General features: G+C 45.8%; 24 protein-coding genes. 10 read left to right on the forward strand and 14 right to left on the reverse strand.

The features are described from left to right. Positions 1–48: 48 nt before the first annotated feature. Positions 49–1,587: a leucyl aminopeptidase family protein gene (locus tag DOM22_RS13400; RefSeq protein WP_142700866.1), complete on the reverse strand. Its 1,539-nt coding sequence runs from the start codon at positions 1,585–1,587 to the stop codon at positions 49–51. 54 nt (positions 1,588–1,641) lie between these two features. Here DOM22_RS13400 and DOM22_RS13405 point away from each other — a divergent pair, with 54 nt between their 5' ends. Next, on the forward strand, positions 1,642–2,673 hold the full coding sequence (locus tag DOM22_RS13405) for a hypothetical protein (protein WP_142700867.1): 1,032 nt from the start codon (positions 1,642–1,644) through the stop codon (positions 2,671–2,673). A gap of 55 nt (positions 2,674–2,728) precedes the next feature. Then, positions 2,729–3,118: a Co2+/Mg2+ efflux protein ApaG gene (gene apaG / locus DOM22_RS13410; protein WP_142700868.1), complete on the forward strand. Its 390-nt coding sequence runs from the start codon at positions 2,729–2,731 to the stop codon at positions 3,116–3,118. Between the two features lie 7 nt (positions 3,119–3,125). Here the strand turns inward: apaG and DOM22_RS13415 are convergent, their stop codons facing one another. Then, positions 3,126–3,665, reverse strand: coding sequence for a hypothetical protein (locus DOM22_RS13415; RefSeq protein WP_142700869.1), 540 nt, complete (start codon positions 3,663–3,665; stop codon positions 3,126–3,128). A gap of 200 nt (positions 3,666–3,865) precedes the next feature. Between DOM22_RS13415 and DOM22_RS13420 the strand changes: the two genes are divergently transcribed. The 4 genes from DOM22_RS13420 (at position 3,866) to DOM22_RS13435 (ending at position 5,817) form a co-directional block, all read left to right on the forward strand. After that, positions 3,866–4,174, forward strand: a complete 309-nt coding sequence (locus DOM22_RS13420; RefSeq protein WP_142700870.1) for a hypothetical protein — start codon at positions 3,866–3,868, stop codon at positions 4,172–4,174. Then, positions 4,146–4,745, forward strand: a complete 600-nt coding sequence (locus tag DOM22_RS13425; RefSeq protein ID WP_142700871.1) for a GNAT family N-acetyltransferase — start codon at positions 4,146–4,148, stop codon at positions 4,743–4,745. Before DOM22_RS13420 ends, DOM22_RS13425 begins: the two co-directional genes overlap by 29 nt. Before the next feature lie 136 nt (positions 4,746–4,881). After that, positions 4,882–5,094 (forward strand): YqjD family protein, encoded by a 213-nt coding sequence (locus DOM22_RS13430; protein WP_168196654.1) that lies wholly within the window; start codon positions 4,882–4,884, stop codon positions 5,092–5,094. A gap of 117 nt (positions 5,095–5,211) precedes the next feature. After that, positions 5,212–5,817 carry a hypothetical protein gene (locus DOM22_RS13435; RefSeq protein WP_142700873.1) on the forward strand — a complete coding sequence of 202 codons (606 nt, stop codon included), beginning with the start codon at positions 5,212–5,214 and terminating at the stop codon, positions 5,815–5,817. Here the strand turns inward: DOM22_RS13435 and DOM22_RS13440 are convergent. The 11 genes from DOM22_RS13440 to DOM22_RS13490 form a co-directional block, all read right to left on the reverse strand. Then, complete coding sequence (locus DOM22_RS13440) at positions 5,814–6,770, reverse strand: hypothetical protein (RefSeq protein ID WP_142700874.1); 957 nt, start codon at positions 6,768–6,770, stop codon at positions 5,814–5,816. The genes DOM22_RS13435 and DOM22_RS13440 overlap by 4 nt on opposite strands. A gap of 31 nt (positions 6,771–6,801) precedes the next feature. After that, positions 6,802–7,641: a type II secretion system protein J gene (locus tag DOM22_RS13445; protein WP_142700875.1), complete on the reverse strand. Its 840-nt coding sequence runs from the start codon at positions 7,639–7,641 to the stop codon at positions 6,802–6,804. 3 nt (positions 7,642–7,644) lie between these two features. Further along, complete coding sequence (locus DOM22_RS13450; RefSeq protein ID WP_142700876.1) at positions 7,645–8,466, reverse strand: hypothetical protein; 822 nt, start codon at positions 8,464–8,466, stop codon at positions 7,645–7,647. Between the two features lie 9 nt (positions 8,467–8,475). Beyond that, on the reverse strand, positions 8,476–9,147 hold the full coding sequence (locus tag DOM22_RS13455) for a PilW family protein (protein WP_142700877.1): 672 nt from the start codon (positions 9,145–9,147) through the stop codon (positions 8,476–8,478). A gap of 25 nt (positions 9,148–9,172) precedes the next feature. Continuing rightward, positions 9,173–10,486 (reverse strand): PQQ-binding-like beta-propeller repeat protein, encoded by a 1,314-nt coding sequence (locus DOM22_RS13460; protein ID WP_142700878.1) that lies wholly within the window; start codon positions 10,484–10,486, stop codon positions 9,173–9,175. Next, entirely contained in the window at positions 10,480–11,685 is a 1,206-nt protein-coding gene (locus DOM22_RS13465; protein WP_142700879.1) for a hypothetical protein, read from the reverse strand. The genes DOM22_RS13460 and DOM22_RS13465 overlap by 7 nt, the downstream gene beginning before the upstream one ends. After that, complete coding sequence (locus DOM22_RS13470; RefSeq protein ID WP_142700880.1) at positions 11,682–12,275, reverse strand: pentapeptide repeat-containing protein; 594 nt, start codon at positions 12,273–12,275, stop codon at positions 11,682–11,684. The genes DOM22_RS13465 and DOM22_RS13470 overlap by 4 nt, the downstream gene beginning before the upstream one ends. Positions 12,276–12,415: 140 nt before the next feature. Continuing rightward, positions 12,416–12,724 (reverse strand): hypothetical protein, encoded by a 309-nt coding sequence (locus tag DOM22_RS13475; protein ID WP_142700881.1) that lies wholly within the window; start codon positions 12,722–12,724, stop codon positions 12,416–12,418. Continuing rightward, complete coding sequence (gene pdxH / locus DOM22_RS13480) at positions 12,721–13,311, reverse strand: pyridoxamine 5'-phosphate oxidase (protein WP_142700882.1); 591 nt, start codon at positions 13,309–13,311, stop codon at positions 12,721–12,723. The genes DOM22_RS13475 and pdxH overlap by 4 nt, the downstream gene beginning before the upstream one ends. Before the next feature lie 5 nt (positions 13,312–13,316). Continuing rightward, the gene (locus tag DOM22_RS13485) at positions 13,317–14,018 is read right to left on the reverse strand and encodes an FKBP-type peptidyl-prolyl cis-trans isomerase (RefSeq protein WP_142700883.1); all 702 of its coding nucleotides are present in this window, start codon (positions 14,016–14,018) and stop codon (positions 13,317–13,319) included. A 138-nt stretch (positions 14,019–14,156) separates the two neighbouring features. Further along, complete coding sequence (locus DOM22_RS13490) at positions 14,157–14,543, reverse strand: response regulator (protein WP_142700884.1); 387 nt, start codon at positions 14,541–14,543, stop codon at positions 14,157–14,159. A gap of 267 nt (positions 14,544–14,810) precedes the next feature. Between DOM22_RS13490 and DOM22_RS13495 the strand changes: the two genes are divergently transcribed. The 4 genes from DOM22_RS13495 to DOM22_RS13510 all read left to right on the forward strand — a co-directional run bounded on the left by DOM22_RS13495 (position 14,811) and on the right by DOM22_RS13510 (position 17,697). Beyond that, a complete protein-coding gene (locus DOM22_RS13495) occupies positions 14,811–15,215 on the forward strand; it encodes a hypothetical protein (protein ID WP_142700885.1) in 405 nt (134 codons plus the stop codon). 48 nt (positions 15,216–15,263) lie between these two features. Beyond that, a complete protein-coding gene (locus DOM22_RS13500; RefSeq protein WP_142700886.1) occupies positions 15,264–15,953 on the forward strand; it encodes a response regulator transcription factor in 690 nt (229 codons plus the stop codon). Then, on the forward strand, positions 15,931–17,388 hold the full coding sequence (locus DOM22_RS13505; RefSeq protein ID WP_142700887.1) for a HAMP domain-containing sensor histidine kinase: 1,458 nt from the start codon (positions 15,931–15,933) through the stop codon (positions 17,386–17,388). Before DOM22_RS13500 ends, DOM22_RS13505 begins: the two co-directional genes overlap by 23 nt. A gap of 87 nt (positions 17,389–17,475) precedes the next feature. Continuing rightward, positions 17,476–17,697: a hypothetical protein gene (locus tag DOM22_RS13510; RefSeq protein WP_142700888.1), complete on the forward strand. Its 222-nt coding sequence runs from the start codon at positions 17,476–17,478 to the stop codon at positions 17,695–17,697. Between the two features lie 192 nt (positions 17,698–17,889). Here the strand turns inward: DOM22_RS13510 and DOM22_RS13515 are convergent, their stop codons facing one another. Next, a complete protein-coding gene (locus DOM22_RS13515) occupies positions 17,890–19,176 on the reverse strand; it encodes a putative Na+/H+ antiporter (protein WP_142700889.1) in 1,287 nt (428 codons plus the stop codon). Positions 19,177–19,189: the final 13 nt, after the last annotated feature.

The raw sequence follows: 19,189 nt of genomic DNA on the forward strand, positions 1-19,189 counted from the left end.
GGCTTTTGAGACCGTGGCTTTTCGTTTAAATAACAGGTAAGGCCGTACCTAAACGCGGGATTCCAGGAATTCGATCAAGCATTGCACGGGTTGACCGGATCCACCGCTGCTGCCGATGGCGCCGTTTGCGCGATCGGCCCAAGCGTACACATCTAAGTGCGCCCATTTTTTGCCGCCGACAAATTTTTGTAAGAACAAGGCTGCTGTGATCGCACCGCCGAAACCGCCACCGGAGTTTTTGCAATCCGCAAATGGCGATGATAAATCACCCCAGTATTTATCGAACAAAGGCATGCGCCAGTTCAAATCACCTGCGCGCTGGCCGGCTTTGGTCAATTCGTTAGCCAAGTCGTCGTCGTTTGCGAAAAGACCTGCGATCTCGGCGCCCAAACCAACTTTGATAGCACCCGTTAATGTTGCCACGTCGATCACGAATTCAGGATCATCGGAACCTTTTTGTTTGCAAGCGACATCCAAAACGTCTGCCAAAACCAAACGGCCTTCAGCATCGGTGTTGTCGATTTCAACTTTCATTCCGTTACGAGCTGTGACGATATCGCCAGGACGGAATGCATTTGCATCCACTGCATTTTCCGCCAAAGCCAAATAGAAATCCAAAGGACCCGGGTATTGAGATTCAGAAGCCCACAACGCCAAAGCGATCACGCTGGCCGCTCCCCCCATGTCTTTTTTCATCAAGCGCATTGCCGACGACGGCTTGATATCCAAACCACCCGTATCAAAAGTGATCCCTTTACCGACGAAAGCGATTGGCTTTAGACCTGACTTTTTAGTTGGGCGGTATTTCATGTGCACCATGCGAGGACCATGGGTAGCGCCCATGCCTACTGACAAGTGCAAACCCATTTTTTCAGAGGCCAGCTTTCTATCGTCCCAAACTGTCACTTTCAAGTTTTTACCGAAAGGAAGTTTTTTCGTCGCCATTTCGGCAAATGTTTTCGGATTCAAATCATTCGGTGGCATATTCACCAAGTGGCGAGCCAATGTCACCGCACGGGCACGAACTGAGGCTTCTTTAATCAAAGCTTTATCGAAATCTTCAGAAGACTTGATCAAAGACACTTTCGGCATATCTGCAAGGTGTTTGCCGTCGACGAATTGGCGATAGTTGTAAGGAGCCATGTCCAAACCAACCAAGGCACCCAACTCTTGAGCTCTTTCAGTGCCAAAGAACTCAATGCGCAAAGCTTTCAACTGGTTGGCTTTGAAATGAGGAACCAAGGAGCCAAACTGATCACGGGCCCAAGTGTATGTCGCCTCATCCAATAAACCATCATGTCCAACCGAGTTTTTGCCTTTAGGGCGCAAAATCCAAACCGGCCCTTGCAGGCCCACGAAATAGTTAAAATCTTTGTCATTCTTTTTGATGGATTCCATTTGCCATGCCAGAGCATGCTCCTCCACCAAGCCTTGAAGCTTATTGGAGTCGTCGGCACCCAAGAAATAGACAAAGCCCGTCATTTCGTTTTTGGCTTTAAGTTCCTTGCCGATATCAAATGTTTCAATCCACGAACGGATTTGAAGCTTTGCAGATGCTTTTGGCGCCGCTGCCTTCTTTTTTGCCACGAGTTCCTCACTTTTTCTTTGTGATTAAGACAGAAAAATCCCTAAAATAGTAATATGACGTGGACCGAGACCACAAACCTTAAATTTTGCTTACTCAATGCAGAGAATCTGTTTCTGCTTTTTGACGAGCCGCCTACTGCTGAGGTCCTCAAGTACAATGAGCGTCAATGGCAAGGTCAGTCCATTTCCATTTATGAGAATAAGTCTTTAAAGAAGTGCCAGGACATCGCAAAAAGCCTGATCGAGATCAATGCCGATATCATTATGCTGTGCGAAGTTGGCGGCTTTGAATCCCTGAAAAACTTCAACCATCTCTTTATGAACGACGCCTACTCGCCCTGTTTGATTGAAGGAAACTCCGATCGTAATATCGACGTCGGGTTTTTAATACGCAAGGGACTTCCGTTTTACTTTGATCTATTGTCCAATAAGGCACGGTTGATCAATTATCTTTATCCCCATGAACGCCAAAGCTTGAACAGTGGTTATCAGGTCAAAGGCGGCAAAGTGACGACCAGTCATAAATTTTCCCGTGACGTCGTAGAGTTGCGCCTCTTTAAGCAAGACAAAGATAAACCCTTTATGATCTTGCTTTTAACTCACTTAAAATCACGTTTGGATCCGGAACGCATCGATCCAAACGGTTTTGAACGCCGCCAGGCAGAACTTCGCACGCTTTTGGAAATCTATCGCGAGCTAGAGGAAAAGCATCCGCAAATCCCCATTATGGTGGCTGGTGATTTCAATGGAAATGCCGGGATCTTAAATACCGACGAAGAATTTAAGGACATTTATACCTCCACGGGACTTAAAGATGTCTTTGAAGTTGCTAACTTAAGCGCTGAAGAGCGTGCGACTTATTATCAAGTTAAAAGCAGTGCCCGCACCGAGGGGCGCCAAATCGACTTCGCCTTTTTGTCACCATTGATGCAAACACTCTTAAAGCCGAACTCTGCCAAAGCATTCCGTTACCGAGACGAGCTGGGCAGCGAACGCGGGATTCCACAAAATATGGAAGCCAAAATGCGCATCCCATCAGATCATTATCCCATCGTGTTTGAAATCGAGAATATCGTTTTACGCTAATTGCGCACCCACAGTTTTCGTTGCCCCCATTCACGGAATTCGCTATTCTCTTTTTATGGGTATGCAGAAAACAGTTGTTCCAGAATTCAAAATTTCAGCCAAGGTCGTTTACGTTCCTTCCGAATCAAATACGGAAAAGGGCTATCACTTCTTTGCCTATAAAATTGCGATCACGAACCAAGGTTCTGCCCCTGCTCAATTGATGAGCCGTCACTGGGTCATCACCGACGCTTTGGGTAAAAAAGAAGAAGTTCGTGGCCCCGGGGTTATTGGCATGCAACCAAAAATCCAACCCGGCCAAACTTTTGAATATGACAGTGCTTGCCCTTTGAATACGACAACTGGAAGCATGCAAGGTCGCTATCACTTTGTTACCGAAGATGGCCAAAGCTTCACCGTGGACATCCCGGAGTTCTATCTGGTAGCGCCCACGTCTCTGCACTAGTTTGCTTTTATTGGCGCATTTCTTCCGGGGCTATTCTTTCACAAATTTTATCGCTGAGATCCTTAAGATCTGCGAGTTCATCTTTGCGTGGAAAATACTCCCTTAAAATAATCGTGCCTTGATCATGGGGCAGCCATGGAAGTTTAAGTTCCACGAACTCACCGCGGGCCACACGATAGGTTTTCTTAACTTCTAGTTCTAAATGGGAGCCCCAGGGAACACAGGTGTTGTCATCATACTCAAAGCCGCTGAAGTCCTCACCACGATATGCAATGAAATCAATTTCCAAGGCGTCCGGTTCTTGAGTGCCGGCCATCATCGAGCAAAAGGCGCGGTTTAAGCCCTGATCTTTAATGCTGCTCCAATAGGAGTTCACAATGCGGGCTTCACCGGGTTTTAAGGAAAATTGATTCATATAGTGATAGTTCCAGGCATTCACTTTGCCTTCGGTTTTCAGATACATGCAGCTAACATGATTGACGTCTTCGATGGCATACGAAACATGTGCTGATAACATCAATAGCGAACTCAAAATCATCCCGCGCATACATTCCCCTGTTCATTAAGAACTTAAATTCATTATTAAATCCGACCTCTGTCAACGCCTGCCACGAACTAACTAGGGCAGCGAATAGTTGCGGCCTTTTTTAGTGAGTGATGACAAAAAGGTCTAGTTTTTAAAAGCCGCTCTGGTAAACGCAAAGCGGCCTGTGTTAGACCCTAGCCACCGAAAACGAGGAGGCCCCGATGGCGGTATTTAAAACTCTTAGAGATCTGTTGAAAGTTCCCAAAAAAGAACTTTGTCTGTGCATGATCGTGTCTGAACAAGAGGGTGCCGAAATCTGGGTTAATGGCGAACAAACGGCTTTTGTCACTCCCCGCATGGTGGCGATTCCCCAAAATGAAGATGTGGAAATTGAAGTTCGCTTAACAGGTCACGAAACCCGTCGCGCGACGGTCCGCTCTCCGCAAAAGCTGAGTTATTACTATTGCAACCTGGATCGCGTTCCTCTTAGACTGGTACGCGATGAAATCGACAACCGTGCCACTTTATAAAGAAACAAAACGCCTGATCCTGCGTCACCTTGAACCCTACGACTATGAAAATTGGTCCCAAGCTTTCAGCAGCATGCGCCCACCACAAAGTGAGTGGGATGAAACCAGCTGGACACTTTCTGAACTGACGAAGGCCAAATTCAAAGAGAAATTGAAAAAAGAATTAAAACGCCGGGCTGCTGATTCAGCTTATGAGCTCAGCGTTTTTCGCAAAGACGATGGCATGCTGATTGGTCACGTGGCCATCGATGGCATCATCCGCGGAAATTTTCAAAATGGCGTTTTAGGATATCGCATCTTCAATAATTTTTGGGGAGAAGGATACGCTACGGAAGCTTGCTCGGCTGCGATGCAATTGGCATTTAAAGAATTAAAACTTCACCGTGTTGAAGCCTTTATTGAGCCCGACAACAAACCGTCACTGAAGGTGGCTAAGAAAATTAAACTTCGCAAAGAAGGTCTGAGTGTTCGTCGCGTGTTCTGGAAAAAAAAATGGATCAATCTTTCCGTATTTGCAGCAACCAGTGAAGATTACGGAATTAAGTATAAATTTCCACCAAAACAGAAATAAATAGCGCCCTTCGTCTATGTCATAGATCAAACAAAAGATTGCGAACTGACACCTTACCTAAAGTTCACTGGCACACACTCCTTCTGGGGATCAGAATCATATGCAGGATCTGATCCTCATAACAAAGGAGTTAGTTATGGCCCAACCAGCAACATACTCTCAGGCGAAATCGACTGCTTCGAATGCAGCCTCAAAACTGCAAAGCGGTTACAAAGAAATTCAAGGAAGAGCTCGTGAAGCCCTCGACACCTCTTCGGATTTCGTTTCCGATCACCCTGTCAGCTCAGTTCTTGGCGCTTGCGCCGTTGGATTTGTAGCGGGCATGTTGATCCGCTCACGCCGCTGGTAAGACAGCAACAAGGGCTTTTCCGAGGCACCCCATGGAAAAGCCCTTCGTTCATCTCCACTTCATCTAGATTTTTTTGATAACTCACAATCTCAATCAACAGCTTTGGAGGCGTTTTTCATGTTCAAAATTATTTCCAGCTTAATCGGACTTTTCATGGGCTCAGGTTCCCCTTTTGGTAAAGGCATGGGTATCGACTTTAAAGGCATTCAAGCCAGTGTCTTTGATGAACTCGCCGTGAGAGCCCGCAAACCCGTTTTGCTTTTATTGCTGGGGATAGGTTCGATCGTGTTCTTTTGTTTTGGTTCTTTCATGGCGATCCTGGATGCCACTCGTCAGTATGACCGCACCGGTCATATCTATGCCACTTCGACTCTTTGGACCGGCATCATACTCGCTGCGGTAACAGCCGGCGGCTATGCCTGGATCTTTATGCGTGAGTGGCCAGGACTTAAAAAAGTACATGCCCAGAAAAAAGCGGAAGAGGAAGCAGAAGAGCGGGAACGTGCTCAACAGGCCAATTATCAACCTTCCGATATCGAAGGAGCGATTGCTGCGATCCTAATGGATTTTGTTGAAAGTCGCCGAAGTAAACGTGAAACCCGTTATGCCGAGCGCGAACAACGTCGTGCGGAACGCCAAGCGCGGCGTGAAGCTCGCTTTGAGCAACGCGAAGCCTGGAGGAACGAACAAAGTTCATCCTCCCAAGAACCGCCACGTCACTAATAGTTTTTATATAAACGCCAGCCCTTCACGACAGCCGTGAAGCTGGCGCCACTGGATGAGTTCAACAAGGAACCCGAAAAGACGTAATTAATAGGATCCACAGTCGTCACATTGGACGTCTCCACAGGAACATCGAACTGAAATTGTTGACGCTGCTTCTGCGAAATACCTATCAATGGATAATACGTGAAAATATCAAAGTTGTTTCTGTGAGTTCTGAAACTTAACGAACTTCCCGGCGGCAAATCTGAATCCGCAAAGAAAACAATTTCTAAAGTGGCTTTCGAAGCCTTGGTGGGAACCAAAGGGTCCATTTGCAGATAAGTGGAGCTGCGATCGTTTTTATTAAAGCGATAATCTTTTTCAGTCAGAGGTGCGTTTAGATAAATGCATTCGCCATTACCGACGTCACGAAAGCGCATGATCTCACCGCTAAAAACTGCGATAAACCACAACATCTCACTTTTTTGCGTATAACCGGCTGGTAAAACCGGAGTGCCCCCAGAGGGAGTTCCTAAGAGTGCCATCCCCGTGCCGTCGGCTTTTGCGATGACATAAATATCAAGGCCTTTGGTAAAACTACGCCCTAAATTTCTGTCAATGCCACCAGCTCCAACAGTTCCTAATTGCAAACGCAATTGCCCTGTGATGGGAAGTGTATTGAGACTTTGTGGGCCCTGCATAATCACTGAAGGCGCAAGACCAAAGCCTTTTAACCGTAAAGTCGATTTGTCATAACGATCGAACGTCAAACCACGCTGACTGTAGGCATTGGAGTTGATGACAGTGATTTGATCACCACCCTGGACAGACTTGCCAGCAGTAGATGGGCCCAAGCTCTCAACAAGGGCCTTTTTTTCTTGAGGTGTTAGACTAACAGGTGCAGGAGCTTCCTTTTTTGTACACGCAGCGAAGCACAACACAGTTGCCAATACTAAGATTATTCGATTCATTGAACTCCCCACCTACGCCCCAGTTTAATTCTTACTTACTGCAAGAGCCACCGGCTCCGCCACCATCGCCGCCGCCGTCTTTGCCTTGACCGCCGCCGCCACCATCTCCGTCACGACCGTTACCATCGGAACCACCACCAGTGCCACCATTGCTTGCAACCTTCATACAGATCACTTTTCCGGAAGTATCCACACCCGTCATATAAGAACCCGTTTCGCAGATGAGATCTGCCGAGGCCTCTGTGACCGAGCCTGTGACAATCGTTGAGTTATTATTCTGATTTATAACGTTGTTGGTTACTTGGGTGTTGTAATAACTTGCCAGCGCAACCGTCACGGTGTCTGTGATCGGACGAAGCTCAACACCTCTCGCTTTGGATAAATCCGTGTGATAGTCGATTTGCACGAAGACATTCATCGCCTGCGCCTTTGGACAAGATGCCACCGCGGTAGCTCCACCACAGATCAACTGCATTTGGGAAGAAATTTTGAGTGGGCAAGATACATTCCACTCTTTACAAGGTTTCCCCTGAAGGTCGTAGTAAACATTCTTACCAGAAAGGGGCACACCCAAAGCGTCGACCAATTTAAAGTCTGACTTGGTCGTCGAACAGTTGTTCGTGTTTAAGCAAGTGCTCAGAACCGGATTTTCTGTCAGCATCGCGCTTTTCAGAATCGCCGCACCGTTGATGGCATTCATGCGCACTTGATTACGCATGGACTCAACACCGCTTTTAGCCGAATACACAGAAACATCTTTCTGCATTTTCACCATCAGCGTTGTCATGACGATGGATAGTAAGGCCACCAACCCCGTCGCAACCAAAACCTCTACCAATGTAAAACCTTTACTTGATAACTGGTTTCTCATAACTCACCTCGCGGAATAATTTCGCGTTGTTTTAAGTTCTAAAATTCTAAATTTAAAATCAGTCATAGGAACGTCGGCATTCACTACATTCAAGATATTTTCGTCCACGGCCAGATTCGGAACATCTTTAACTACGGAAATCACTTGTCCTGATTTCGCAGCCATCGGGACATAAAAGCGAACCACTTCTTGTCCGTCTGCGGAATTAAGAGCAATCCAGCCTGGTTTGCTTAAGCTTGAAGTTAGCATCAAACGAAATTCCACTTTGATGGATCCCATATTCTGCGGAACTCTGTCCTTTAACGAAAACTGCTTGGAAATTGCTTTAAAGCCATCATAACCCTGTTGGAACAGATACATGAACTCGCCATCACCCATGTCTTTAAAGGGTTGAATGGCGCCGTTTTTAACTTCGAAAGCACCTAGAGATTCACTTCTTAAAACGTAGAATTCCGGCAATACAACCTGTGACCCCATCGGGGCCATGATCAATTTGGCATTTTTGCCGAACTCTTGAGAAATCACGTACAACTCCACCGCACCCGAAAAGTTAGAAGGAGCAGAACGTAATACACCTGAAGTTAAGAAATGATCTGAAAGCTGGGCACGCAGTGGGCGCTGAAGCAAAATTGAAAGGATTTGCTTTTTGCCTAAGACAGCGACTTCAGATAATTTACCCGTTGGCAGCAAATCCACGATATTGCCCGTTTGCTGAAAACGGAAGCCTCGTTGTTGAAAGCCTTTACCATTAACAATTAATGCGTGGCTCACGGACGTGAACAGCGCAAAAACAGTCAAAATGGAAAAGACTTTAAAACACTTCATAAGCTTTCTCTAAGCGCAAATCGCTTTGTTATTCACTAAATCCACACCGCGCATCAACTGGCCAGAGGGACAAGTGAGGTTCTTAAGACTTTTATTTCCTTCTTGCGATCCTGTCAGCGGCAACAAAGATGTCTCAATGACTTCACGAAGTCCGTAGGTCGCCACCTTATTAGCAATGCCGGGGAAAATTTCGATCTTCGTAACCAAGTAAACTCCACCCGCATAAATGCATTGAGCAGCGCCACGGTTGCAAACAGCTTTTGCAACGGCAGAAACTTTGAAGGGACATTGGGCACTCCAGGGAGCACAAGCGGTTCCTTTATAAGTATAAAAAGAATTTGCCGAAGCGACTGGCTTGCTGTTCGGTAGAGCCAGGGAAAAATCCACTGTCGTTCCGTTCACACATTTCGCAGTTCCTAAAATACAATCTTTGATTCCGGCATTTTCAGGAAGAGTGGCACTGTAGTTCACCGCCACACGGTTTAGGGCCAGAATGCGCACATTGCCTTTAAGCTCTTCCAGCTCGGCGCGATTTTTTACCATTTCCAATTGTTGGGTCATTTGGTACATCTGAGTCGCAAACAAATAGCCGCCAACGCTTACGAGACCAATCACCACCATAAGCTCAACAAGAGTCATCCCCTTGTTATTCAACTTTTTAGTTTGCACGTTCTTGAACACAATCCCCCCGGATTGATTTCGAAGATTAATTCGCTGACAGGCGAATCACACTTCCATACTCCATGTTTATAAAAATATTGTTTTTATAAACCGTCGGAGCGCCCGTCATAAAACCTTTAACTGTCCATGTTTTTAAAACCTTGCCGTCCTGGGCACGCATCAAGCACAACTGATTCATTTCGCACATCTGCAAAAATGCCCATTCGTTTTCGGAAACACGAACAGCCGTTGCGCTCTGAAGATTGAGAGCTTTGGAGTCGAAAATCTCGTGTGACCACAAGACTTTACCCGTACCCATATTGTAAACAACAAAGCCCGATTTTTCACCATGATAGTTAATCCCAATGAGAGAACTACCAGGAACGATTGCAGGCGAAGACTGACTCACTCCGGGAATTTTCACCTGCCAAACAGGTTTCAAAGTTGTCAAGTCCACCGCCTCAAATCGAGAACCCCACGAAGAGAAAAATAATTTCCCGTCAGCAATAGTTGCAGTTCCCTTCATCGCGCCCCCCGCATCACCCGTCCATAGCAAGGCACCGGTATCCATGTGAAAAGCAAACATGCGACCGTTGTTTGCGCCCACAAAAACACGACGATGTTCAGGATCCAAAGTCACGCTGGAATGAATTTGCTCTCCCACCCACGGGCTTTGCCATTTGATTTCACCCGTCGTTCCGTTGAGGCGCGCGATATAACCATTCACATCGGAGGTTTCGATAGAAACAAAGAAATCGTTTTCAAAAAATGTCGGCGACGATCCCATGGCCTCGGCCAAACGAATAATCCAAATCGGCTCGCCATTTGATTTTTTCAGACAATAAAAGAAACCATTGTAAGAACCAAAGCAAACGCGGTCCTTGATCAGGATCGCAGAGCCGTGAATTCCGTTGTCCGTTCGTGAAGTGAAGAACTTCCAGCGTACCCTTCCATCCGGCTCAAACGCATAAAACCAACCGTCATCGCCACCAACGTAAATCCCTGAATCATCCACCGCAGGTGTCGCTTTGCTGGCGCGATGAACGGAATAATTGATTTCCTCAGAGGACCATTGAACTTTCATGTTTTGATAGTTCTTTAAAACCTCGTTCGAGAATCCCTGGCGATAAACATTGCCCCGGTACATCCAGGTCACATCTTGATCGGTTAGAACCTCGTTGCTGACACCTGAAGTAAGTTGCGGAACCATGTGATAAGTGCGTGACGGGCTGCCATCGTGATAGATCGAAGAACTTTGTTTGGACAGAGTAGGCAAATTCAATAGTACGAAGCCGCCAAAGCAGATCGTAAAAGCTGCGAAGAGAGTCCACTGAATAAGAGCGCGCCGTGATTTTACCATTGGATCCACTCGTTTCGCCCGAAAGAATTGAACTGATAATTTCCGGTACAGAAATCTTTGATATTCACAATTTCTTTAAACTCCGCATCGGTCTGACGACGCACCATCAAACTTAAACGGACATTTTTAAAATCCGGCTGGTCTTTTAAGGACTCGCAGGCCGCTTTCGCTCTAGAAAAATACAGATACGGTTCGCAGCGAATACGCATAGCTGAAGGCTGAAGACCCGAAGCAAATTCCTCATAGCGATCTTTGTATTCGGCGATCATGATGTGATCACACTCCACACGAGCGTCATACATATTTAAAGAAAGAACACGGCCTTCGCCGGTAACGGCAGCATCTTTACTTAAGAGCAACGGATAAAACTGGGCCGCCCAGAAAAGAAGAACCACAGTGACCAGGGCCCAGTGCGTTTCTTGATTTTTAACTTGAGCCTTGCTGGAAGCTTCTCCCCAAATCCAGCTCAAAGGAAAGATCGGAAGCAAGCATGACATTGTCGTCGGATAATAATAGCCGACCCAATACCAAGACGAGGCATGGAATAAAATAAAAAAACCGAAAACTGTCCAGGCCATCCAGGAACGACGCCCCAGCAAGAACCAGCTTAAGCCGACTTCCAGATAAATAACCGCCGAGCAGGCAATGACCACCAGCCACGAGGGCCAAGTGCCAACATCATAAATTGCTCCACCGGTCATCCATTCCAAATTGCGCAGCTTCAGCAAACCGGCCGCGCAATAGAAAGTCACGATCAGAACTTTTATGAAAATTTCTTTACGAGGAAAAAATAGATAAACGATACCGATGATGAACGGCATGTAGTGATAGTTCCCCATCAAACGATAATCGATCAGCAAGAACCCATACTTCACCAGGAACAGTGCGATCAGTCCAAAATAAGCGATCCGTGCTCGCCCCTTCAACATCAGTACGAAAATAGCAATGGCCAAACCTAAGTAGGCCCATAAAGACACCATCGCAGCGGTTCTATTAGGAAATCTCCAGAAGGAGCAGTCTTCCATAAAAGACCAGCACAACGGTGACGGCGCACTGTTCATGTAAAAATCAAAAGCCACGTTGTGATTCCAAAAATAGAAAGTCAGGAAATGAACGACCACCAGAAAAAATCCATAGATGCGCAAAACACGGCTTTGCTGAATTTCTTCGATTTGGCGGTTAAGATAGTTCAAAATCATTTACTTGCCTGGTAGGTCCCGGATTGTTGTTTCGTTGGTGCGCCTGTGCAGTTTTCAAATGTGGTGCCGACCAGAACAACTTTGTTCCAATCGATATTTTCAAACTTACAATTTTTAAACTTGGAGAAAATAATGCTCGCACCTTTCAACTTCACCCCGTCCCAATGGACATTTTCCAAGGTGACACTGTCCATTTGTATGGCGCGGGCATCGACATCTGTAAAGCGCACGTCTTTTAAAACGGATTGTCTAAAGTGCGCGCCACGCAAGTCGACGTGGGAAAGATTCACGTCGTTAAAGCGATAGTCCGTAAAATAAGCACGGGTAAATTCACTGTGCTTGATATTCAAACTATCCCAACTGCCATGCAGGAAGTTTACATTCCCCGTTTTTAAAGTTTCGATATTTTGATCTTTGAAGTTTTCTTCGAACAAAGTGACTCGACCGAACTCTCCACCACTGCGAAATTTTTCAACGATTTCATGAGGTGCTTTCAGGCGATCTTCGGGAGCACAAAACGCATCGGCCCACACCACTTGCGATGTGAAATTCAAAACACAGACGGCTAGCAATGAAAGCGACCGGATCATGTATTCCCCCGCAAAACATTTTATGCCATTTCACAGGGCGAAAGAATGACTTTTCCAAATATCGGGGGTGGAGTCCAGTTGAAATCTCAGACTGAAACGATTAGATAAACAAAGGTTAATAGGGAGTAATGATTTGGCAGCTAAGCCACGACTTTAATCGCGATAAATACGGCCACTCCGGCCAGGATCAGAAGGCCTGCCATAAAGGCAAGGTCTGCGATTTTCTCCAAAGCACGATACTTTGCCGAACGCAGACTCGCATAAGAGCAAACACATGAAATCAAGAAAACCACAATCGTCACCGCCGTGCACTCATCCAGAACGGTTGCTTCTGCTTTATCCATAAAATGCGCCATGGAAAAAATAAGAAAACAAATTCCCAGCAGATTCGCCGAGGTTGGCAAGATGTGATTGGCTAAAGATTCTTTAGTGTTATTTAAGTCGCTCATGGAGAGCGCATGAAGGTCTTCCACGTGCCTTCTTCAGTACGTTGATATATGAATCGTTCATGCAAACGACCATTGTGGCCGAACCAGAATTCGATTTCAGTTGGAATCACCAACCACCCGCCCCAATGAGGTGGACGAGGCACCGGTTGTCCTTCAAACTGTTTTTCATACTCTTGCACACGACGGGCGAGATGACCATAGTCTGGGATTTCTTCGCTTTGATTAGAAGCCCAAGCGCCGATTTGACTTAAGCGAGCGCGAGTTTTCCAGTAAGCATCGCTTTCTTCGGGATTTACCTTTACAGCCATTCCCGTCACGCGCACTTGTTGCCAGATTGCCGGCCAATAAAAATTCAAGCACACATTCGGGTTGTCCTCGATATCAAGGCCCTTGTGGCTATGGTAGTTCCCAAAAAAAACAAAACCCTCTGGAGTCCTGTCCTTCAAATAGACAATTCTCACAGAGGGAATGCCCCTATCATCCACAGTCGCAACTGACATCGCATTTGCTTCTGGGATTTGTTTTTCGATCGCCTCCTTAAGAAGGCGATCAAAATGAAGATAAGGGTCCATAGTTAGATCAAACATCGTTACTATTTTTTTGCTTTTGCAGCCGGTTTTTCAGCTTTAACGATATCCATCAATTCAACTTCGAAAACTAGAACTGAATTTGGTGGGATACCTGGGCGGCCTGAAGGACCGTAAGCAAGTTCTGGTGGGATGAAAAGTTTAGCTTTAGAGCCAACTTTCATCAATTGAAGAGCTTCTGTCCAACCTGGAATTACGCCACCAACTGGGAATTCAGCTGGTTGACCACGGTCGTATGAAGAATCGAATTGTTCGCCGTTCGTCAAAGTACCTTTGTAGTGTACTTTTACTACGTCTTCTTTTTTAGGTTGAGCGCCCGTGCCTTCTTTTTCGATGATGTACTGAAGACCAGATGCAGTTGTTTTTACACCGGCTGCAGTTTTGTTCTTCTCAAGATAGTCTTTACCAGCTTTAGCGTTTGTTTCAGCAGCTTCCTGCTGTTTTTTCATCGCCATTTCTTGAAGTTTCATCATCGCTGCTTGCATGTCTTCTTTAGTCATTTCGTTTTTGCCAGCAGAAGCATCTTTCAAAGCCTGCGCCAAAGCGTCAGAATCGAAATCGATGTTTTGTTGTTTCAAGTTGCCACCGATTTGTTGACCAATAGCGTATGACGCTTTTTTGATATCAGTGTCCAACTTTACTTTTCTAGTGCAGGCAGTAGATGCAGCAAGTGCAACAACAAGGCCTCCAAGTACTAACTTATTCATTCTATCTCCCCATTCAAGGTTGTTTATTTTCACAGACCACATATCTTGCGCTGATTTACGAGAATTTCAAACAGATGATGCGCGCTGACACGCGCGTTCTTTCGATAATGTAAGTTTGGCAGCACAATAAGCGCGCAGTTAGAGTGGATTTAGGAAGTCTTCAGATATTGCGCCGTACAGGGTTTTGAAATTTACGGGTTTGGCGATGAAACGCAGTGATCCCTGATCTTCGTTCCCTTTGCGGGAGTATGGTGCACTCATCTCGGTGCAGATATAAATTTTTACACGGGGAAACTTTTTTTGAACGACTTTAAGTAAAGCAAGCTCGTCCATATCGGGAGCGGTGACTTTGGAGATCACCAATAGCACTGGTGAACTGCCGAAATCTTGTAGCTGCTTGATACATTCTTGGGCATTTGCTGCGAGATGAAAATTGAAGTTCAGCGCAGAATTATTCTGCGACATCTCCTGTTTAAACAAATCCAGGAGTGCTGGTTCGTCATCTACGAACAACACATGAACCATCTAATCTACACTCCGACTTTCCAATGAAATTATGGCCTTGCATGACCCATTACAAAAGTGTGCTCTGCGTTGCGTAAATCAGCAAGCGTTTCTTACGATTTATGATTCTTAACTTCGAAAAAACTTGGGAAAATACAGATATTTGACTCCCCTGACTAGATTTAAAAGAGGGCCTGTCAAGCGCCCGTCCCAACCTGAGAAATTCGTCATGTCTGATTGCCTCAAAAGGACAAATCCCTGCACAATAAGACTAAAGGAACTCATATTATGCTCAGCCTGCTTTTACTGTTCAGTTTAGCAAATCCATCCTATGCACAGTCCAAAATCAAGAAACCCAACACCAATATTTATGAAGCAGAACCCTCTGAGGAAAAGCCCAAAGCTTTCTCGGCGAAAGTGCGCGTGGTTCGGGATATTTCTGACGAAGTGGAAGTGTTCTTTGATTCGGATGAAGCCCGCGGAGCTTACACTTTGCCACGCAAAATTTCTGGCTATGCAACGGTGTTAAAAACATTGCAGGACTCCGAGAAACCAGGCGGTCCGCCAGTGGCGGTTACAGCAGACTCGGAGAAAAGAATTCTGAGTGTGGAAAAAGGAGCTTCCAGTTCCGGCTCGGGTTCAGGTTACAAAAAGAAGAGCCAATACGATCCCGGTGAAATTCCTGACATCTAGCATTACCCTTACTTGCCATCCCAGAGGACAAGTGAGACTTTTTCTCTCATGCGAATTCTTGTCGTTGAAGATCAAGTTAAAATGGCTAACTTCCTGAAAAAGGGATTGAACGAAGTTGGATATGCCGTCGACATCGCGGAAAGCGGTACGTCGGCGGAGTCCTACATGGCTCAAGGCGATTATGACTTGGTGATTTTGGATGTCATGCTGCCCGATCAAAACGGTATCGATACAGCCCGACATCTTCGTCGCGACGGATACGCGGGTCCCATTCTGATGGTCACCGCTCTTTCGACAACCAAAGATAAAGTCAACGGCCTGGATGCCGGCGCCGATGACTATCTGACCAAGCCCTACTCCTTTGATGAGCTTCATGCCCGCGTTCGCGCCTTACTTCGTCGCAAAGGCTCAACCAATGGTGGAGCTGCCATCACTAATATTTTAAAATATGCCGACCTGGAGTTGGATCTTTTGCAGCGCAAAGTGCGCAGATCCGGCCAGGAAATTTCCCTGACCACGAAAGAGTTTGCGCTCTTGGAATACTTCATGCGCAATCCGGAACGTCCTTTGGGCCGTGTCTCAATAGCGGAGCACGTCTGGGATATTCACTTTGATTCCGAATCCAACGTAATCGATGTGTATATCAATCTTTTGCGCAAAAAAGTCGATGCCCCCTTCAACAAAAGACTCATTCACACCGTGGTAGGGACTGGCTATGTTCTTAAAGAGTCTCCGTAAGTTTTTTGCAAACTTAAGTCTGCGGGTGCGCCTTTCTTTGATTTTCGTGGTGTTCTTTGGAGCCACGACAATCCTGTTCAATATGTTTATCTTTAAAATGTCGATCGATAACCTTCAGCAGGATTTCGACGATGCTCTTTTCAACTATTCCGTCGATGTTTCGGAGGGGGTTGAAATTGGGGTTAAAGGCGATTTGAACTTTCCACCTTTGCGCTTGGACCATGGTAAAATCCTGCCGTTCCCCTTGGGAACGGCGTTGATTCAAGTTCGTCACAGCTCGGGAGCGGTTCTGGCCCGCGTGGGAAATTTCGGCGAGTTCAATCCTCCCTATAAAAAAGATTTCGAACGCATTTGGGCTGGTGAAGAAGCCACCTATCGCACGATCGAACACATTCACAATATCCCTTCAGCCGAAGCCGATTCGTATCGTCTGATTTCTTTTCCTTTGGATAACGTCGCAAAACCGCAGCTGTTACTGCAAATTGCCGTGCCGATGACCTTGTTGGAAACACAGATCAGCAAACGTCTAACTCTTTTAGAAGTTGGTATTCCCATCGTCCTGTTATTCGCGACTTTGGGTGGTTTGTTCCTTTCTGCACGCGCGTTGGCGCCGGTGAACCATATGATCGACATCGCTAAAAAAATCAAAGCCAGCGAGCTGTCCAGTCGCGTTCCGATTCCGGCAGCGAATGATGAAATTAAAAAACTTGCTTTAACTTTAAATGAAATGCTGGATCGTATTGAACAGGCCTTTCAATCCCAGGAACGATTCGTTGCCGATGCTTCCCATCAGCTTCTGACGCCTCTAACGATCATGCGCCAGGAAATTGAGCTTTTAAAATCGCAAAAGCAAATTGACGTGGATCAATACACTCGCAGTGCTTTGCAAGAAGTCGACAGCCTTGCCAATATCGTTCAAGAAATGTTGCTTTTGGCTCGTGCGGATGCGGGCTTGGGTGCGTTGAGTCTGCAGGAAATTTCCCTGGAAGAATTGGTTTTTGAAGCCCTCACCCGCTGTGAAAAGCTTGCAAACTCCAAAGGCATCAAACTTAAATTCAACATTAACAATGAGTCCAAAGCTGATCGCAAATCCGTTCGTGGCGATAAAGATCTGCTGGAAAATTTAGTTTTTAATATCATTGAAAATGCGATCAAATACTCTCCCAACAACGAAGTGGTTACCATCACGCTGGTTTGGAAAGATGATGTCAGCCAACTCTTTGTCCAAGATAATGGTCCAGGAATTCCTGATGATAAATTACCTTTCATCTTTGAACGCTTTTCTCGCGGAGCGGCCGTTGAAAATCGCGTCAAAGGATTCGGCTTAGGTCTAGCAATCGCACAAAAGATCGCGAATCTGCACGAAGCAAAGCTTAGTGCTGGCAACAATGAGAGAAACGGCGCGATATTTTCATTCGAAATTAAAAACATTTAATCTGTTTTTAATCATGGTTTTAACTCCCTTTGCTACGCTGATCATGTTTCCGATTAAGGAAAACATTAAGAACCACTTGGAGGTTTTATGAAATTGGTATCTCTAGTATTGTCTGTTGTATTCGCTGGTGTTGTTGCTCAAGCTAACGAAGCTGCTCCAGCTGCTGCTACTACAGCTCCTGCTGCTGCAACTACAACTGAAGCTGCTCCAGCTGCAAAAACTGAAGCTAAAGCTGACAAAAAAGCTGCTAAAAAACACGGCAAAAAAGCTGCTAAAGAAGAAGTAAAAAAAGAAGAAGCTGCTCACTAGTTTGAGTACTTCGAGCTTTTTTGCTCTTAGTTAAAAGGGAACCTTCGGGTTCCCTTTTTTTATGCCCAAAAGGCGCCTGCGAACTCCGAACAAAAAGGTACGGACTTACTTTCTCCCGAAAAATCAGGAATTACATGAAGTAAGCCTGTACCTTTGGGAGAAAGTAAGTCCGTACCTTTTTTTATTCCTGAATTATAGAATCCATAGACAAATGATTGCTACGGCTGTTGGCGCAAGAGCAGCAATGAGCAAGTTCAGTGGCTTAATTCCGCCAGGGAATTTGTGACTCAGGACCGAATATCCCGCAGCGTTTGGTGCGTTGGCAATGATAGTTAATCCCCCACCCGCTAAAGCTCCAGCTACCAACGCGTATTTACTGGAATCAGAAAGGTCAACTTGAGATCCCAAATACGTCAACGCTGCATTGTCTGTGATTGCTGTCAAAAGTGCGGCACCTTTGAATAAAACAGCGTCATTCATTTTGCTCAACAGTGGAGCGAGCCACCATTTCTGGAAAGAACCGAACTGAATGATCCCGCCCAGGAACAAAGAAACCAAAAGACTTTCTTTTAAGCGTAAAGAATCCTGATACCGAATCGTCACTGATGCGACACCTAAGAAGAGAAGGAAAATTCCCAAGAAAGCATTACGGTGGTGACCCGTGATGACGATTCCAGCGAGGAATAAAAGATGAATCAAAATGACTTGCCATGGGATAGAGGCCTGAGATCTTGCGAGGCGCGCTTCCACTTCTTTCAAAGTGATGCAACCCTCTTTAAATTCATTTCTGAAAATCAAAACCAGACCAATAGCATTGATAATCACCGCGATAGCGGCCTTCCATCCAAGGTGAGTTGCAACGAAAGTAAAATCCCAACCCCATTTAGATGCGACCATCAAGATCGGTGGTGCTGCGAAAGGCGTCAAGGCACCGCCGATGGAAACATTCACGAACAAAACTGCGATTAAAGCATAAATCAGCTTATTAGTTTCTTTCTGCAACATCGCATTCAACATAAAAGCTGTCACCGTCATGGCAGCAGGCTCTGTAATAAAACTGCCAGCCAACGGGCCTAAAATCATAACGACCGCAAGGTCCGTGGAAATAGCTGGTGTCTTAAAGATTTTCTGTACACCACTGCTCACCGCCAGAATCCCATGCCTTGCTACGGTCAATACAGGACGAGTGGAACAAACAACCATGATCGCGAAAATAAAAAACGGCTCGGTGAAATCCAATGAATTTTGGTAGGTGAGCGCCGAAGTCCATCCTTCCAAAGCAATATATACTGCCATGAACAGACTGGCCCAAATTGCAAACACGACTTCGATTTCGCCCAAAAGATGTAAAACCCCACGCATCAGGGAGTCTTTTGGAAAATGATGCGACCAGTGCAGGATTTTTCCCACCATGAATGTGTGAATAACCGCAACCGCAAAGAACAAAGTACCAAGGAGCTCAAGTGTCGTATATGTCATGAGTAGATTCTAC

Source organism: Bdellovibrio sp. ZAP7 (assembly GCF_006874645.1).
Taxonomy (GTDB): Bacteria; Bdellovibrionota; Bdellovibrionia; order Bdellovibrionales; family Bdellovibrionaceae; genus Bdellovibrio.

What these genes read in the sequence shown, in the direction of transcription:
- DOM22_RS13405 (WP_142700867.1), top strand. Translation starts at nt 1,642, where the DNA reads ATGACGTGGACCGAGACCACAAACCTTAAATTTTGCTTACTCAATGCA.
- apaG (WP_142700868.1), top strand. Translation starts at nt 2,729, where the DNA reads ATGGGTATGCAGAAAACAGTTGTTCCAGAATTCAAAATTTCAGCCAAG.
- DOM22_RS13415 (WP_142700869.1), bottom strand. Translation starts at nt 3,665, where the DNA reads ATGCGCGGGATGATTTTGAGTTCGCTATTGATGTTATCAGCACATGTT.
- DOM22_RS13420 (WP_142700870.1), top strand. Translation starts at nt 3,866, where the DNA reads ATGGCGGTATTTAAAACTCTTAGAGATCTGTTGAAAGTTCCCAAAAAA.
- DOM22_RS13425 (WP_142700871.1), top strand. Translation starts at nt 4,146, where the DNA reads ATGAAATCGACAACCGTGCCACTTTATAAAGAAACAAAACGCCTGATC.
- DOM22_RS13430 (WP_168196654.1), top strand. Translation starts at nt 4,882, where the DNA reads ATGGCCCAACCAGCAACATACTCTCAGGCGAAATCGACTGCTTCGAAT.
- DOM22_RS13435 (WP_142700873.1), top strand. Translation starts at nt 5,212, where the DNA reads ATGTTCAAAATTATTTCCAGCTTAATCGGACTTTTCATGGGCTCAGGT.
- DOM22_RS13440 (WP_142700874.1), bottom strand. Translation starts at nt 6,770, where the DNA reads ATGAATCGAATAATCTTAGTATTGGCAACTGTGTTGTGCTTCGCTGCG.
- DOM22_RS13445 (WP_142700875.1), bottom strand. Translation starts at nt 7,641, where the DNA reads ATGAGAAACCAGTTATCAAGTAAAGGTTTTACATTGGTAGAGGTTTTG.
- DOM22_RS13450 (WP_142700876.1), bottom strand. Translation starts at nt 8,466, where the DNA reads ATGAAGTGTTTTAAAGTCTTTTCCATTTTGACTGTTTTTGCGCTGTTC.
- DOM22_RS13460 (WP_142700878.1), bottom strand. Translation starts at nt 10,486, where the DNA reads ATGGTAAAATCACGGCGCGCTCTTATTCAGTGGACTCTCTTCGCAGCT.
- DOM22_RS13465 (WP_142700879.1), bottom strand. Translation starts at nt 11,685, where the DNA reads ATGATTTTGAACTATCTTAACCGCCAAATCGAAGAAATTCAGCAAAGC.
- DOM22_RS13470 (WP_142700880.1), bottom strand. Translation starts at nt 12,275, where the DNA reads ATGATCCGGTCGCTTTCATTGCTAGCCGTCTGTGTTTTGAATTTCACA.
- DOM22_RS13475 (WP_142700881.1), bottom strand. Translation starts at nt 12,724, where the DNA reads ATGAGCGACTTAAATAACACTAAAGAATCTTTAGCCAATCACATCTTG.
- pdxH (WP_142700882.1), bottom strand. Translation starts at nt 13,311, where the DNA reads ATGTTTGATCTAACTATGGACCCTTATCTTCATTTTGATCGCCTTCTT.
- DOM22_RS13485 (WP_142700883.1), bottom strand. Translation starts at nt 14,018, where the DNA reads ATGAATAAGTTAGTACTTGGAGGCCTTGTTGTTGCACTTGCTGCATCT.
- DOM22_RS13490 (WP_142700884.1), bottom strand. Translation starts at nt 14,543, where the DNA reads ATGGTTCATGTGTTGTTCGTAGATGACGAACCAGCACTCCTGGATTTG.
- DOM22_RS13495 (WP_142700885.1), top strand. Translation starts at nt 14,811, where the DNA reads ATGCTCAGCCTGCTTTTACTGTTCAGTTTAGCAAATCCATCCTATGCA.
- DOM22_RS13500 (WP_142700886.1), top strand. Translation starts at nt 15,264, where the DNA reads ATGCGAATTCTTGTCGTTGAAGATCAAGTTAAAATGGCTAACTTCCTG.
- DOM22_RS13505 (WP_142700887.1), top strand. Translation starts at nt 15,931, where the DNA reads ATGTTCTTAAAGAGTCTCCGTAAGTTTTTTGCAAACTTAAGTCTGCGG.
- DOM22_RS13510 (WP_142700888.1), top strand. Translation starts at nt 17,476, where the DNA reads ATGAAATTGGTATCTCTAGTATTGTCTGTTGTATTCGCTGGTGTTGTT.
- DOM22_RS13515 (WP_142700889.1), bottom strand. Translation starts at nt 19,176, where the DNA reads ATGACATATACGACACTTGAGCTCCTTGGTACTTTGTTCTTTGCGGTT.